Raw genomic sequence first — 14992 nt, forward strand, 5'->3', positions numbered from 1 at the left:
GCCGACGCACCCTTATCGCTGTCCGATCGCCGCCACGATTTTCTCCGCCGCATGCCCATCGCCAAAGACGTCCGCATAAACAGGGGCGACTTCCTTGTGGACCGCCGCGACGATCTTCTCGCGGTCCGTGCCGGTTAAGATGTTCGCCCCGCCTTTGAGCGTTTCCACCCATTCGGTTTGTTCGCGCACCGTCACGCAAGGCACGCGCAAGAAATACGCCTCCTTTTGCACGCCGCCTGAATCGGTGATGATTTTTTTCGCGCCGCTCTCTAGCCGAAGCATGTCCAAATAACCGACCGGATCGATCAGCCGAAGCCCTGGAATCGCCGAAGCGTCCAAGCCGTACTCTTCAAGCTTATGCCGCGTCCGCGGATGAATCGGCCACACTTTCGTCCCGTCGATGTCCGCAAAAGCAGCCAAAATGGCTTTCAATTTGTCGGGGTCATCGGTATTTTCCGCTCGGTGAATGGTAATCAAGTAGTAGGATTGTTCCGCCAGCGACAAATCAGCCAAAATCGTCGATTGGCGCTGTGCGAGCTCCTTGTTGTACAAAATGGCGTCATACATGACGTCGCCGACATTCCAGACGTTTCGCGTAATATTTTCTTTTCGTAAATTTTCCACGGCCGTCTCCGTTGGACAAAATAAGAGCTCGGAGACATGATCGGTCATGATGCGGTTGATTTCTTCCGGCATCTGCTTGTTGAAGCTGCGCAGTCCGGCTTCGACGTGGATGACGGGAATATGGAGCTTCGCTGCGACAAGAGCGCCCGCGAGCGTCGAGTTCGTATCGCCATAGACGAGCACATAATCCGGTTTTTCTTGCATGACAATTTCTTCAATTTTCATCAGCATTTCGCCCGTTTGCTTTCCATGGCTGCCTGAACCCACCCCAAGATAGTAGTCAGGCGTCGGAATATTCAACTCCTCAAAAAAAATGGCCGACATATTCGGGTCATAGTGCTGCCCGGTATGGATCAGCACTTCGGTATATTGTTTTCGCAAGACGCGCGAGACGGGGGCAGCCTTGATAAACTGCGGTCTGGCGCCTAACACGGTGGCGATTTTCATCCGAAACACCTCCTAGATCAGATGAGCGGTTATCAAGTATTTTGCGCATTTTCATCCTCGATCGTGCGCACCGGACGGCGCAAATCACGATCAACCCGGCTGGCAAAGAGCGTGGCGGCAAACAAGCCCCAACCAGCGAGCACCCAGCCGTCAGCAAGCGGCGCCTGCTGAACGTAGACGATGACGATGAGGGCGAGCAATGTGCCGACCAAAACCAAAGCCATCTTTTTCCATGACACTGGCACAGGATACACTTGCTGGCTTTTGCGAAAAATGAAAGCCACAGCGACCATATACGTAATGAGGCTGGCCGCGACCGCCCCCCAGCTGAGCCAAAGCGGCACCAAAACGGCGTTCAACGCAAGATGAAGAAGCGCCGCTAGCGTGAACACCCGTGAAATATAGCCGGTTTCCTTTGTCAAAAACAAGCCGGTGGAAACAATTAGATAATAAAAGTTCAAAAACGTGACGGCCGATAAAAACGGGATATAGGACGCTGCATCGCGATATTCCTGTTTGAAAAAGGTTTCCACAAGCCACGGGCTCGCCGTGGCGATCAAAAGCAGCCCAAACGCTCCAATGAGCAAAAGCGCCATATACACTTTCGCAAACAGCGCACGGCTTTCCGGCCGGTCTTTCATCGACATCGAATACGGACGCCACGCCATCTGCACGCCGCTCGTGATGAGCGTGATCACGGTCGCGAGACGCAAGGCAACCCCAAACACCCCGACTTCCTCCAACGACGCAAACCGTTGGATGAAAAACGTGCTGACGTTGGCGATCACCCAAAAGGCGAGCGAAGTCGGCACGAGCGGGGCGGCGTAGGCAAGCAGCTCCTTTAACACGTCAAAGCGCACGCGCCACACCATATACTTGACGGTCAAATGCAGCATCAACAAAAACACGAGCGCGCTGCTCACGAGCCGGCCGATGAGCAGCCCTTCCGGCGTCGCCGCGAACCACCGGAGCGCCGCATACGACAGCACAGAGACAAGCAGCATTTTCACGAGCGTCCAAATCACGACTTTTTTCGTCTGAAATTCAAACCGCAGCACCGTCGTCGCCATGACGAAAATCGTATCGAGCAGCAACGTCGCGATACTGATGTACAGCAAATCGACATAGCGAGGTTCTTGAAACAGCGCGCCTGCGATCCACGGACCGGCCAAAACGACAGCCAAAAATAAGATGGCGACGACAAACAGCCGGAAGTACATGACGTTGCGCACATACAAAAGGCGCTTCTCTTTGTCGTCCGTGTCGTAATAGTAAAAAGAGAGCGCCGAATCCGTACCGAAAATGACGAGAAATGTCAGCATCGACGTCCATTGGTCGATCAAGTAGACCGCCCCGTACTGCGCCTTTGACAAATAGCTTGTATAAATCGGCAGCATCAAAAAGGCAATCAGCTTCGTGCCGACGTTCATAAACGCGTAAAGGAGCGAATCCGCTCCTAAACGCTTGAATGCCGAGAACAATTTATAACAACTCCCGCTCGTCGACCATTTTGCTGAAGCGCGCCGGGAATCCTTTCACGACCGTCCTCGGTTCCGTATCTTTTGTGACGAGCGCCCCAGCGGCGACAAACGTCTCTTCCGCCACCGTCACGCCCGGCAGCAAAATCGCTCCGCCTCCGACGCGCGCCCCGCGCTTGACGGTCGCCCCTTTGATTTTGGCGAACCGTTCTTCCGTCCGCCCCATGTAGTTGTCATTGGTCGTCGTGACGCACGGGGCGATGAACACATGGTCTTCGAGCGTCGTGTAGGCCGTGATGTAGGAGTTCGACTGGATTTTCGTCCGATCGCCGATTTGGACGTGGTTTTCGACGCACACCCCGCGCCCGACGATCACATATTGGCCGATGTGCACGTTTTCGCGCACGCTCGCCAAATCAGCGATCAATGTGTAGGCGCCGATCGTCGCGCCTCGATAGATGACGGCGTTGGCGCCGATCGTGCAATGGTCGCCGATGACAAGCGGCGGCAGCTCGCCCGACAGCTTGACGGTGCTCGTTTTCGCCGGCTTCGGCGGTTTGCCGAGCACCGCTCCGTCGGCGATCGTCACGCCGTCGCCGATGACGGTTCCTTCGTGAATCGTGACGCGATGTCCGATTTTAACGTCGTTTCCGATTTTTACATTCGCCTCGATGACCGTGAAATGGCCCATTTCGACACGTTCACCGCAAACAACAGAGGGATCGACAACGTTCATGGTTTCGTCTCCTTCGCTTACAATTTGACGTATTTTGCCGGTTTCGACACATCTTTCATAGCATTGCGTGTGTCAAACACGACCCGGCTGTGACGAGCGACCATTTCATAGTCGATGTTGGAATGATCCGTCGTAATCAAGACAAGATCTGACTGTGCAAGCAGTTCCGGCGTCAGCTCGACCGTCTCAATCACCCGGTTGCACGCCCGGAACGACGGAACATACGGGTCGACGACCGCAAATTCCGCTCCGTATTGCTCGAGCAGCTCGACGATTTTCAACACTGGCGATTCGCGCACATCATCAATGTCTTTTTTGTAGGCGACGCCGAGTACCGTCACTTTCGAACCGCGCAGCGCCTTCCCTTCTTCGTTCAAAATGAGCATCGCGCGGTTGACGACATATTCCGGCATGGCGTTGTTGATTTCTCCGGCCAGCTCGATCAAGCGCGTATGGTAGTTGTATTCGCGCGCCTTCCATGTCAAATAAAACGGGTCGATTGGAATGCAATGGCCGCCAAGCCCCGGCCCCGGATAAAACGCCATAAATCCGTACGGCTTCGTTTTCGCTGCATCGATGACTTCCCAGACATCAATGCCCATCCGTTCGCACAAAATGGCCATTTCGTTCGCTAACGCAATGTTGATATGGCGAAACGTGTTTTCAAAAATTTTCTCCATTTCCGCCACCGCCGGACTCGACACTTCGTGCACATCGCCTTCAAGCACAGCTCGATACATGGCCGCTGCCACTTTCGTGCACGTCTTTGTCACGCCGCCGACGACTTTCGGCGTATTTTTCGTCTTAAACTGCTTGTTGCCCGGGTCAACCCGCTCCGGCGAATAGGCAACGAACACCGTTTCCCCGACGACGAGCCCCTTTTTCTCCAGCGCCGGTTTCACGATTTCTTCCGTCGTGCCTGGATAGGTGGTCGATTCCAAAACGACAAGCATCCCTTCATGGGCGTATTTAGCGATTTCCTTCGCCGAGTTTTCGACGTAGGACGTATCCGGCTGATGATGCTCATCGAGCGGGGTCGGCACCGCGATCGCCACGGCATCGACTTCCGCGATCCGGGCGTAATCGGTCGTCGCCACAAGCCGCCCTTGTTTGACCATCTCATGCAAATCTTCATCGACGACATCGCCGATGTAGTTGATCCCATTGTTCACTTGATCGACGCGGCTTTGTTGGATGTCAAAGCCAATGACATGAAACCCTGCTTTTGCTTTTTCGACTGCCAGCGGCAACCCGACGTAGCCAAGCCCGACCACGCCGATGACCGCGTCGCGTTTCTCAAATTTTTGCAACAGCCGTTCCGCGTAGTTCATTCCTCTCATTCCTTTCTACTCAGATAGTTGCACTCTTGTCCCCGTTTCCGCCGAACGCAAAATCGCTTCGATCAGCCGAACAGGAGCCAATCCGTCCAAACCCGTGACGATCGGCTCGCGGTCTTCGCGAATCGCTTGCACCATATCTTCAATGATCCATTGGTGCCCCGGCTTGCCAAACGGGTCGGCGTTGATCTCATCGATGAGCTTTGCCCGTTCTTCCTCGCTGACGCCTTCCGCTTCCCACGTTTCGATAAAGTTGGCCGTCCGGCCGCCGATTTTCACCGATGCCGTTTCACCGAAAATGGCGATCGATTCCTCCAAGTTTTGCGGATAAATCGTCGTCGCTGCCTCAATGACGCCAAGCGCCCCGCTTTCAAACTCGACGACCGCCGCCGCGACGTCTTCCGTCTCAATCTTGCGCAGCCTTGTCGCCGCCATCGCTTGCACCGCCTTGACCGGCCCCATCAGCCAAAGCAGCAAATCCAAATTGTGAATGGCTTGATTCATCAAGACGCCGCCGTCAAACTCTTTCGTCCCCCGCCACGCCGCCTGATCATAATAGGCTTGATTTCGATTCCAGCGCACCGTGGCGTTCGCATGGCTCAGTTTTCCGAACATCCCGCGCTCCATCGCCTCTTTCAGCTTCCGAATCGCTGGACGGAAGCGGTTCGGATGAACGACCGCGAGCTTCACGCCGCTTTCTTTCGCCGCGCGGATCATCTCTTCGGCGTCGCTCACACGGAGCGCCATCGGTTTTTCCACAATGATATGACGGCGATAGCGAGCCGCCAGCTTGGCCAGCCGCGCGTGCAATCCAGACGGAACACAAATGTTGACGACATCGATCTGTTCGTTCTCCTTCAACATCGTCTCCATATCAGTGTAAACAGGAACGTCCGACACGTCGCGCAACCGTTCCGGGTTCGTGTCGCACACTGCCGCCAGCTCGGCGCCGTCCGCCTTTTCAATGGCATCGATATGTTTTTTGGCGATATGCCCCATGCCGACAATGGCAAAACGGATCATGAAGAATAGTACCTCCTCGCGTCCAATATATACTTCCAAAGCACGAGCCAAACGACCGTCAAAAACAGGCCGAGGACAAGGCCGACGGCCATCAGCTGCCCCGTATACGTTTTCGATTTCGCCACCGTTTCCGACAATACGGCCGGTTTTTCGTAAAAGACAAGATTGCCGCGGATGCGATTGACACGCTCCATCACTTCAGTCAAGTTGTTTTCCGACTCAACCAACAAGTCGCTGATGTCATGGAGCTGTTCCGGATTCAAGCGGCCCGACTGTATTTGTTCGCTATAATAATCGACTTTTTGCTGCAAGGCGCGCTCCCGTTCTTCCAGCGCATGCAAGTATTTCGTGGTGACATCAATCCGCTCTTGCGAATGGCGCTTGAGCCCCTGGCTGTATTCCGACACAACAAGCTTCAATTCTCGACTCACGTCTTGTTCATCGTCGCCTTTGACCGTGATTTGCACGTACTGTTCTTCAGGAACGACGACATCCAAGTTTTTCACATCTGGAAACTTCGCTTCTATATTTTTCGGATCCGTCAACTCTTTTACGTCAATTGATCCCGTAAATATGACAGCTTTCCCCGTATACTTCTCCCCCTGCAGCAAAAGCCGCCCTGCGATGACGGTCAACACGATCGTCGCAAGCGGAACGACAAGAAACCACCATTTTCGCTGCCAAAAAAAGCGCAAATATTCGTATAGCACAAACGGTCGTTTTTCCGCCGTCAATCCGGCCACCATCCCTTATCATAAAATAACAAAGTGTTGTGAACAAAACAAATGATCCAACGCCAAAGAAAACGCCATTGCTGTGCGCAAGTGACGTTTCCTTTGGCCGGTTGGACGATCAAGCGAAATGACGGTAAAACTCTGCGATTTTCTCGACGACGTACTGTTGCTGCTCCTCTTTCAGCTCTGGGAACATCGGCAGCGACAGCGCTTCTTTCGCCGCTTTTTCCGCCTCCGGCAGCTGCCCTTCCTTGTATCCGAGCGAAGCAAACACCGGCTGCAAATGCAGCGGCAGCGGATAGTACACCATCGTCGCGATCCCCTGTTCTTTCAAAAACGCTTGCAGCTCGTCGCGCTTCGGCGCTCGAATCGTGTATTGATGGAACACATGATAGCGCCCGTCGACTTCTTTCGGCGTCACAACAAGGTCGCCGACCGCCTCCTCGAGCAGGCGCGTATACGTCGCCGCATGCTTGCGCCGCTGTTCCGTCCACCGATCCAGATGCGGGAATTTGACGCTTAAAATCGCCGCTTGCATCTCATCGAGGCGGCTGTTGTAGCCAAGTACATGATGGTAATATTTCGGCTTGCTGCCATGAACGCGGATGACCCGGCATTTTTCGGCCAGTTCGTCATCATTCGTAATGATCATGCCGCCATCCCCGTAGGCGCCCAAGTTTTTCGTCGGGAAGAAGCTGTACGTCGCCGCCGTCCCCAGCTCGCCAACGCATTTCCCGTTGTATTTCGCGCCGATCGCCTGGGCGGCGTCCTCGATGACAACCAATCCATGCCGCTTGGCAATCGCGGCAATCGCCTCCATATCCGCCATTTGCCCGTACAAATGCACCGGGATGATGGCTTTCGTCTTCTCCGTCACCGCCGCTTCAATTTTCGCTGGATCGATGTTGAACGTCACCGGATCGATATCGACAAACACCGGTTTGGCGCCGGCCCGCGCAATCGATCCTGCCGTCGCGAAAAAGGTGAACGCCGTCGTGATGACTTCATCGCCCGGCCCGACGCCGGCCGCTTGCAAAGCAATATGTATCGCATCGCTTCCGTTGCCGCAGCCGATCCCATGTCTAGCCCGGCTGTAGGCGGCAATATCTGCTTCTAGCTTTTTGACATAATCCCCTAAAATAAAGCGGGAGGAGCGCATCACTTCATCCAATACGCGCATGATCTCCGGCTTCAATTGTTCATACTGTTCGCTTAAATCCAACATTGGCACATTCATCGCAAGTTCCTCCAAATCCAAAAAATATATAGAATAAACATGTTTAGTTTATCACATTTGCGTCAATATATAATGACAGTTTTGTGGCAATCTTGGCCTTGCCGCAAAAAAATCAGCGAAGGAACGGAAGAAGCTGCATAAACAACGAAAAAGAAGGGTATAATTTTCCAAAGACGGGCCATTCCTGAAAAAAGCCGTTTGTCCCTTTCATGACACAAACGGCCCATTTGCTATTTATCGGTCATTTCCGTATACTTTTCGGCTTCCCCGAAGCAGCTTGCGAATAAAGGTCATAAACGGCTTGTACTGATCATTGACCAAGCCGATCAGTTCAGCCAGCAGTTCCCCGAAGACGATCAAGGCAAAGACGATGAGAATGGACTGCCATAACGTCGACGCGGAGAACAAAATCGCGCTGATGGCAAACATCAAGCCAAACGCATAAATGAGCAGCACCGTGTTGCGATGCGAAAAGCCAAGGGCCAGCAGCCGATGATGAAGATGCGACTTATCCGGCGCCGAGATCGGCTTTTTATTCACAATGCGGCGAATAATGGCAAATGTCGTATCGAAAATCGGCACACCCAAAATGATCACCGGAACGACGAAGCTGAAGAGCGTCACGCTTTTGTAAAGCCCTAGCACCGACAGGACGGAAATCGCATATCCTAAAAACAACGCGCCGGTATCCCCCATGAAAATTTTTGCCGGGTGGAAATTGTAAAACAAGAAAGCGATGACGCTGCCTAAGATGATCAAGCAGAGCGTGAAAATGAGCATTTTGCCCGCCATGCCCGCCATAACGGCAATGGCCGCAATCCCAATGGCGGAAATGCCCGCGGACAATCCATCCAATCCATCGATCAAGTTGATGGCGTTCGTAATCGCGACAATCCAAAATATCGTGATCGGGTAGCTCCACAGCCCCACCTCAAACGTGCCGACAAACGGAACGGTCAAAAGATCGACCTTCAGCCCGGAAGCAACAACGACGAACGCCGCCAGCAGCTGGCCGGCCATCTTCACTTTTGGCGACAGCTCGTACAAATCGTCGAGCATCCCGACGAGCACGATGATGATGGCGCCGACCGTCATCCCCGTCACTTGCTCTTTATACACCCCGCCGACAAAATAGCCGACGGCGACACCGATAAAAATGGCCAATCCGCCAAGCCTTGGCATGACTTTTGTATGCACTTTTCTCCCGTTCGGCCGATCGACCGCGCCAATTTTGACCGCGAGCTTGATCACGAACGGGGTGATGACCAATACTGTGATAAACGAAGCCAAACATGCGGCAAATGCTTCCATATTCATATGCAATCACCTTGGCCTTATAAAATCGCGGAAACACACATCATCTTTATGTTACCATATACGATGAGTAAATCAATCTTTTTTTACACCCCTTTTTTGTCCCCAAGGATGGAAAATTTCTTTTTCCCTTGCCGCGAGAAGCTCCGAGCGCCAATCCGGCGGACGATTCCACATTTTACATCCTCCCTCCACAGGAAACATCTTGTGCTATAATTAGGTTTTAGAGCACTTGGTGTGAATCATGCCTGTCTAGGAGAGGAATGGACAATATGTTGACAAAAGTAAAGCAACTATTTGACGAAAGCGCGCGAGACGTGCAGCGTCTTGCCAAGCTGGCGGCGCAAATCAATGAATGGGAACCCACCATTTCTTCGCTGAGCGATGAACAACTGCGCCAAAAAACGGTTGCCTTCAAAGAACGGCTCGAACGCGGTGAGACGCTCGATGACATCAAAACCGAGGCGTTTGCCGTCGTCCGGGAGGCGGCGCGGCGCGTGCTCGGGCTGCGCCATTACGACGTGCAACTGATGGGCGGATTGGCGATGCATGAAGGAAACATCGCCGAAATGCAGACCGGGGAAGGAAAGACATTGGCAGCCACTTTGCCAAGCTACTTGCACGCCCTCCTTGGAAAAGGCGTCCACATTATTACAGCCAACGAATATTTGGCGCGCCGGGACTGCGAACAAATGGGCCGTGTGTTCCGCTTTCTCGGCTTAACCGTCGGCCTGAATGTGTCGCAAATGACGGCCAGCGAGAAAAAAGAAGCGTACGCGGCCGATATCACGTACGGCACCGGCACCGAGTTCGGCTTTGATTATTTGCGCGACAACATGGTGTACCGCCTCGAAGATAAAGTGCAGCGCCCGCTGTATTACGCCATCATCGATGAAATTGACAGCATTTTAATCGACGAAGCGCGCACCCCGCTCATCATCGCCAATAAATCGGGAATCGGAGCCGAATTGTTCCCGATTATGGCACGCATCGTCCGCACCTTCGAAGAAGGAAAAGAGTATGAACGGTCTCCGGAGACGAAACAAATTTTCCTCACCGAAGAAGGGGCGCAAAAAATCGAGCGGGCGTTTGGCATCGATAACCTATACGACTGGGAGCATCACGTGCTGCTCCATCATGCGATGCAGTCGCTGCGCGCTTGGTTTATCATGCGGCGGGATGTCGATTACATCGTCAAAAACGGCAAAGTGATGATCGTTGACCCGTTCACCGGCCGGGTGATGGAAGGACGCTCGTTCAGCGACGGCCTGCATCAAGCGATTGAAGCGAAAGAAGGTGTGGAAATCACCGAAGAAAACGACATCCAAGCAACGATTACGATCCAAAACTATTTTCGCATGTATGAGAAGCTGGCCGGGATGACCGGCAGCGCTACGCCGTCGAAAGAAGAATTTTGGCAAACGTACCGGCTGCGCGTGATTACGATTCCGACAAACCGGCCATCCCGACGCACCGACTGGGACGACCTCGTCTACCAGACGTACGAGGCGAAAGTACGGAAAATTATTGACGAAGTGAAAAAAATGAATGCCATCGGCCGCCCTGTTCTCATCGGCACGACATCGGTCGCTCAGTCGGAACGGTTGTCAGCAGCGTTTTCGAAAGCAGGCATCCCTCACCACCTGCTCAATGCCAAAACGGAGGAAGAAGAGGCGCGCATCATCGCGACCGCCGGGCAAAAAGGGCAAGTGATGATCGCCACCAATATGGCCGGGCGCGGGACCGATATTTTGCTTGGGGAAGGCGTCAAGGAACTTGGCGGGCTGCACATCATTGGCACAGAGCGCCATGAAAGCCATCGCATTGATATGCAGCTGCGCGGCCGGGCAGGACGCCAAGGGGATCCGGGGTCTTCCCAGTTTATCATTTCGCTCGACGACGATTTATTCCGCTTGTATGATCAAGATGAATTGAAAAAATGGAAAAGCAAAGTCGAGACGGATGAAACCGGGCGCATCGTGTCGCCCGACCCGATCAAGTTCGTCCAAAAAGTGCAAACAACGATCGAAAACGCCCATTATTCGGCGCGATTGCATTTATTGAAACTGGACACTGTGATTGACCAACAAAGCAAAGTCATCTACCATATGCGCGATCGCGTCTTGGCGCTGAAGCAAGCAGAGGTGCTGTCCGAGCTCCTTCGGCACATTCAGCGTTATATCACGCAAACGATCGACCGTTATTGTCCGGAAGACGTTTTGTTTGAAGAGTGGGACATCGAAGGACTGCACAACGAGCTGCGCCGTGCCTTTTTCCAATTTGCCTATCCGATTGAGGATCTTCGCCATAAGCAAAAAGAAGAAATCGCCCAACTTGTTTGGGACGAATACAAATCGCTTGAAGCGGCGCTCGCCGATCTTCCGTGCGACGAAGAACAAACGATGCGGCTTAAGCATGTGATGGTCGAAACCATCGACGCCCACTGGATTCGCCACTTAAATCAACTGAATGTATTGAAAGAGGGGATTCATTTGCGCAGCTACGGCCAAGAGGATCCGTACCGTGCCTTTGAAATGGACGCCTACCGCGAATTCGTCGCGCTGCAGCAAGCGATCGACGCCGGCATTTGCACCACAGCCATGAACTATTTGAAAAGCCAGTTTGTCATCGATGACGAAGCGGCCGTCGCCGCGAACGAACCATAACCGCGGCGCAGCACGCCGCCTCGTAAAGGAGGTTCCCTATGATTTTCCGACGAAAACAACGCACACAACCGGAGGCCGAGCTGCCGGCGCAGCATGTCGAACAGCCGGAGGGCGGAACGAAAACGACGCTGTCGTTTCATCCGGACTGGCAGCTGTCTCCAGAGGAAACGTACGTCTATCGCTTTTACCACGAACAGCTGCCGCCGCTTCAGCCAAACCAAATTTCCATTTCCGGCGTCAAGCTGGTCGAATACAACGATGGGTTTGTCGCTGTCGCCATTTTGCGCAACACGCTGCCGAAGCCGGTTCGCTTTGAACGAATCCGCCTGTTGCTGCTTGACGAGGATGGCACGGCGATCGCCCGCAAAGAGTTTGATATGAGCGCTTTCGGCGAGCTGCCGCCGATGACGGCCCGCCCGTGGCGGTTTTTGTTCGCCGCCGAGGACAAGCTCGTCGATCAGTTGCCTCAAGATGGATGGAAGATCGCCTTTGAACTGACACCGCGGCATCGGCTCGACCTAGAGGAAAGCTGGGAGCAGGCGCTGTCGGCCAAGCAGCACCAACAGCTGCAAGCCCTCGTTGACTCGGTTCCGCCTCCCGCTCCCGGGGAGGTGAACTTCATGGGCATTGAAGCGAAACAGCTGCCTTCCGGTGAACTAGCCGTCACGTTGCTCATTCGCAACGGCAGCGACAAACATATCCATTTTGAACAAATCCCGCTTGAAGTGCGGGATCATGCTGGCGACATGGTCGCCCGCGGATTATTTCCGTGCCATCTGGAAGTGAAAGCCCACACCAGCAAACCATGGACGTTCCTCTTCCCACCGGAATTGCTGCACAAAGCAGAACCGGATTGGACGTCCTGGAAGGTGACAATCCCATCCTCCCCGGCACAGAGCGAAAGGCAAGAAACGCAATCAAGCGAAACGTAATCGGCAAAAAGCTGGCCCCCATGGTCGCCAAACGACCGATGGAGGCCAGCTTTCTTTGCATCGTTCCGTTCAAAACGACCGCGCTCCCGTTGTCAGCCGAGCCTTAGTCGAAGCAGCCGAACTTTGCACCATCAAGAGCAGACGGCTATCCAACGCATCTGGACGGGAGGGCCTTATTTCGTAGAAGCAGCGGTTTGAATCTCCATGTAAGCGCCTTTTTTCATCGCCACGCCGTCTTTGCTTTTTAACACCGGCGGAATGACCAATAAATAGCTCTGCCCTTTGGCCAGCTTCGCTGCCGGTTTGATCAAAAGCTCCGTCCCCCGGCGGATTTGCGCCGTCACCGCCGCTTCCTGTCCACCTAATTGATACAATTTTACTCCGCTTACCGCGGTATTGGCGAGCGGACGAGAGAAGCGGACGACAAACGTCTTATCGACCGGCGCATTGCGCAGCTTGCCGAGCGACTGATACCCTTTCAGCTGGCCAATCAGCAAATCGCGGTGAGCGGCATACAGCTCTTTACCGACAACCGTCGGCACATCCGGCTTCACCCCAACGTGATGAATCGGCGTCCCTTTTGGCGAGAAAAAGTGGGCGACGGTCAACTTCAACATGCTGCCGTCCGACAGCTCAAACATTTCCTGCATCGATCCTTTGCCAAACGTCCGTTGCCCATACAAAACGGCCGCCTTTTGCTCCTTCACCGCCGCCGCCAACATTTCCGACGCGCTCGCGCTCGACGCGTTGACAAGCAGCCGGATCGGACCCGCCATTTGCACCGGCTGTTTGACAGCGGCATACACTTCTGGGTGATTCGAACGGTCGCGCAACTGAAACGCCTGTTTCACATTCGGGAAAAAGCCGGCGATTTGCTGCGCCGTTTCCACATATCCCCCCGGATTGTCGCGGAGGTCAAAAATCCACCCTTTCACCCCGCTTAACGAGCGAATGGCGCGTTCGATCTCACCAGGCGCTGTCTCATCAAAACTATATAGCTGAATATAGCCGATATTCCCTGCCAGCCGTTTGAACTCCACGTTCGGCCAGTCGATTTTTTCCCGCTTGATGGTGACGCTGACGGTTTCCTCGGTCGACGGCCGCCAAACGGTTACGGCCACCGTCGTTCCTTCTTCCCCTGCGATCAAGCTCAATACTTTTTCCATTGTCTCATTCGTTACCGGCTGCCCGTCAACAGCCTGAATCACATCGCCCGGCTGCAGTCCGGCGCGGGCGGCTGGCCCATTGTCCAAGACAGACATGATGTGGACGCCGTCCTCATCTTCCTCAATCATCACGCCGATGCCGACAGACTCCATATCAATCCACTTCAAAAATTCCTCGTATTCTTCCTTTGTCATATAGGCAGAATACGGGTCAAGCTGTTTGACAATATCTTGCGGGGTGCTCGCCTTCAGCACTTGATCGCTCACTGGTTCCACATAATACTGGCGGACAATTTCCCGCACTTCTTCGAGCACCTTCGTTGACGCCGGAGCCGTCGCCGCCTCCGCCGGCGGACTCCAAACCGAAAATGAAGCCGCAAGCAATAGAAGAGCCGCCGCCCATCGCTGAATCACCTTCATATCCGTCTCTCCTCTCCCGACATGCGCCAGTTTATTCGATATCGACATCTAAGACAACCGGCGCTTTAAAATCATCGATATACACCGCCAGCTGCTTGCGCGTCGCCGCATCCACCACGTTTGGCAGCCACCGGTCGCAAAGCGACAGCAACCGCTCCGCCCGCGCGATATCCCCTTCATCATACGCATCAAGCAGCTTGTCCATGGCTTTCATAATATTGATGGGATCATAGGCACGCAGCTTGACAGCCAAAGCCGGGCGTTGAAACCATCCTTCCATCTTTTCGCGCAGCGACGCTCCCGGAACGCGGCCGATGAGAATCGCTGTTTTGCGAATTTGATATTCCAGCGGACCGTAGGAATCGTACACAACATCCACATCCCCCGTCCGCAGCGCCCGGTCGACGTTGGCCGTCAAGGCGCGCAATCGCTCCCCGCTTTCGACCGCGCTGATATAGGCGGAAGCCTTTTTCATCGTCTGTTCTCCGGCCGCGATCCGTTTTTCCAACTGCGCCCTTGCCGTTTGTGGACGCACGCGCGCCACTTCTTTTTTTGCCGCCTCATAATCGCGTTTGACTTGGTTGAAGAGACGGTACGGCTTGGACCATTGATCCGCTTTCATCGCCCGCTCAAGCTGGGCGGCATGCTGTTCAAGCCGCTCCACACTTGGGAACGGGGCCGCTTCCGTCTGAACAGCCAACAGCGAAAACGACAACCAAAACACCGCCAGCCATCCGATGATGGAAAATGCTTTTCTCCGTTTTCTCCTCACACTTTCACCTGCTATCTACAAAAATATAAAACATGTATTTCAATTTTACTGGAAAAGAGGCAAAATGAAAATATGCCCTGAAAAAAAAGAGTCAGTCAAGACTTTG

Annotated in this window: 12 protein-coding genes; 2 read left to right on the forward strand and 10 right to left on the reverse strand. The window is 53.9% G+C overall.

From position 1 onward, the window contains the following. Positions 1-12: 12 nt before the first annotated feature. The 8 genes from wecB to DI44_RS01225 all read right to left on the reverse strand — a co-directional run bounded on the left by wecB (position 13) and on the right by DI44_RS01225 (position 8933). Positions 13-1071 carry a UDP-N-acetylglucosamine 2-epimerase (non-hydrolyzing) gene (gene wecB, locus DI44_RS01260; RefSeq protein ID WP_033026344.1) on the reverse strand — a complete coding sequence of 353 codons (1059 nt, stop codon included), beginning with the start codon at positions 1069-1071 and terminating at the stop codon, positions 13-15. A gap of 32 nt (positions 1072-1103) precedes the next feature. Further along, entirely contained in the window at positions 1104-2552 is a 1449-nt protein-coding gene (locus DI44_RS01255; RefSeq protein WP_033026346.1) for an oligosaccharide flippase family protein, read from the reverse strand. A gap of 1 nt (position 2553) precedes the next feature. Then, positions 2554-3285, reverse strand: a complete 732-nt coding sequence (locus DI44_RS01250; RefSeq protein WP_011232634.1) for an N-acetyltransferase — start codon at positions 3283-3285, stop codon at positions 2554-2556. A 17-nt stretch (positions 3286-3302) separates the two neighbouring features. Beyond that, positions 3303-4616, reverse strand: coding sequence for a nucleotide sugar dehydrogenase (locus DI44_RS01245; RefSeq protein WP_015375873.1), 1314 nt, complete (start codon positions 4614-4616; stop codon positions 3303-3305). Between the two features lie 15 nt (positions 4617-4631). Beyond that, on the reverse strand, positions 4632-5645 hold the full coding sequence (locus tag DI44_RS01240; protein WP_015375874.1) for a Gfo/Idh/MocA family oxidoreductase: 1014 nt from the start codon (positions 5643-5645) through the stop codon (positions 4632-4634). After that, positions 5642-6379 (reverse strand): LPS biosynthesis protein, encoded by a 738-nt coding sequence (locus DI44_RS01235; protein WP_033026371.1) that lies wholly within the window; start codon positions 6377-6379, stop codon positions 5642-5644. Before DI44_RS01235 ends, DI44_RS01240 begins: the two co-directional genes overlap by 4 nt. 118 nt (positions 6380-6497) lie before the next feature. Further along, the gene (locus DI44_RS01230) at positions 6498-7616 is read right to left on the reverse strand and encodes a DegT/DnrJ/EryC1/StrS family aminotransferase (RefSeq protein ID WP_033026352.1); all 1119 of its coding nucleotides are present in this window, start codon (positions 7614-7616) and stop codon (positions 6498-6500) included. Positions 7617-7850: 234 nt separating this feature from the next. Continuing rightward, complete coding sequence (locus DI44_RS01225) at positions 7851-8933, reverse strand: MraY family glycosyltransferase (RefSeq protein ID WP_033026354.1); 1083 nt, start codon at positions 8931-8933, stop codon at positions 7851-7853. A 269-nt stretch (positions 8934-9202) separates the two neighbouring features. Between DI44_RS01225 and secA2 the strand changes: the two genes are divergently transcribed. Together secA2 and DI44_RS01215 are read left to right on the forward strand one after the other, a co-directional pair. Next, positions 9203-11596 carry an accessory Sec system translocase SecA2 gene (secA2, locus tag DI44_RS01220; protein ID WP_033026356.1) on the forward strand — a complete coding sequence of 798 codons (2394 nt, stop codon included), beginning with the start codon at positions 9203-9205 and terminating at the stop codon, positions 11594-11596. Between the two features lie 38 nt (positions 11597-11634). Next, a complete protein-coding gene (locus tag DI44_RS01215; RefSeq protein WP_013146464.1) occupies positions 11635-12528 on the forward strand; it encodes an accessory Sec system S-layer assembly protein in 894 nt (297 codons plus the stop codon). Between the two features lie 173 nt (positions 12529-12701). Here the strand turns inward: DI44_RS01215 and DI44_RS01210 are convergent, their stop codons facing one another. Together DI44_RS01210 and DI44_RS01205 are read right to left on the reverse strand one after the other, a co-directional pair. Then, a complete protein-coding gene (locus DI44_RS01210; protein WP_013146465.1) occupies positions 12702-14114 on the reverse strand; it encodes a S41 family peptidase in 1413 nt (470 codons plus the stop codon). A gap of 31 nt (positions 14115-14145) precedes the next feature. Continuing rightward, a complete protein-coding gene (locus DI44_RS01205; RefSeq protein ID WP_033026359.1) occupies positions 14146-14886 on the reverse strand; it encodes a hypothetical protein in 741 nt (246 codons plus the stop codon). Positions 14887-14992 lie beyond the last annotated feature (106 nt).

The sequence above is a fragment of the Geobacillus sp. CAMR5420 genome (assembly GCF_000691465.1).
Lineage (GTDB): Bacteria > Bacillota > Bacilli > Bacillales > Anoxybacillaceae > Geobacillus > Geobacillus thermoleovorans.

Bases quoted from the DNA above. Each gene is read 5' to 3' on its own strand.
- DI44_RS01215 (WP_013146464.1), top strand. From the start codon at position 11,635: ATGATTTTCCGACGAAAACAACGCACACAACCGGAGGCCGAGCTGCCG.
- wecB (WP_033026344.1), bottom strand. From the start codon at position 1,071: ATGAAAATCGCCACCGTGTTAGGCGCCAGACCGCAGTTTATCAAGGCT.
- DI44_RS01245 (WP_015375873.1), bottom strand. From the start codon at position 4,616: ATGAACTACGCGGAACGGCTGTTGCAAAAATTTGAGAAACGCGACGCG.
- DI44_RS01210 (WP_013146465.1), bottom strand. From the start codon at position 14,114: ATGAAGGTGATTCAGCGATGGGCGGCGGCTCTTCTATTGCTTGCGGCT.
- DI44_RS01225 (WP_033026354.1), bottom strand. From the start codon at position 8,933: ATGAATATGGAAGCATTTGCCGCATGTTTGGCTTCGTTTATCACAGTA.
- DI44_RS01240 (WP_015375874.1), bottom strand. From the start codon at position 5,645: ATGATCCGTTTTGCCATTGTCGGCATGGGGCATATCGCCAAAAAACAT.
- DI44_RS01250 (WP_011232634.1), bottom strand. From the start codon at position 3,285: ATGAACGTTGTCGATCCCTCTGTTGTTTGCGGTGAACGTGTCGAAATG.
- secA2 (WP_033026356.1), top strand. From the start codon at position 9,203: ATGTTGACAAAAGTAAAGCAACTATTTGACGAAAGCGCGCGAGACGTG.
- DI44_RS01230 (WP_033026352.1), bottom strand. From the start codon at position 7,616: ATGAATGTGCCAATGTTGGATTTAAGCGAACAGTATGAACAATTGAAG.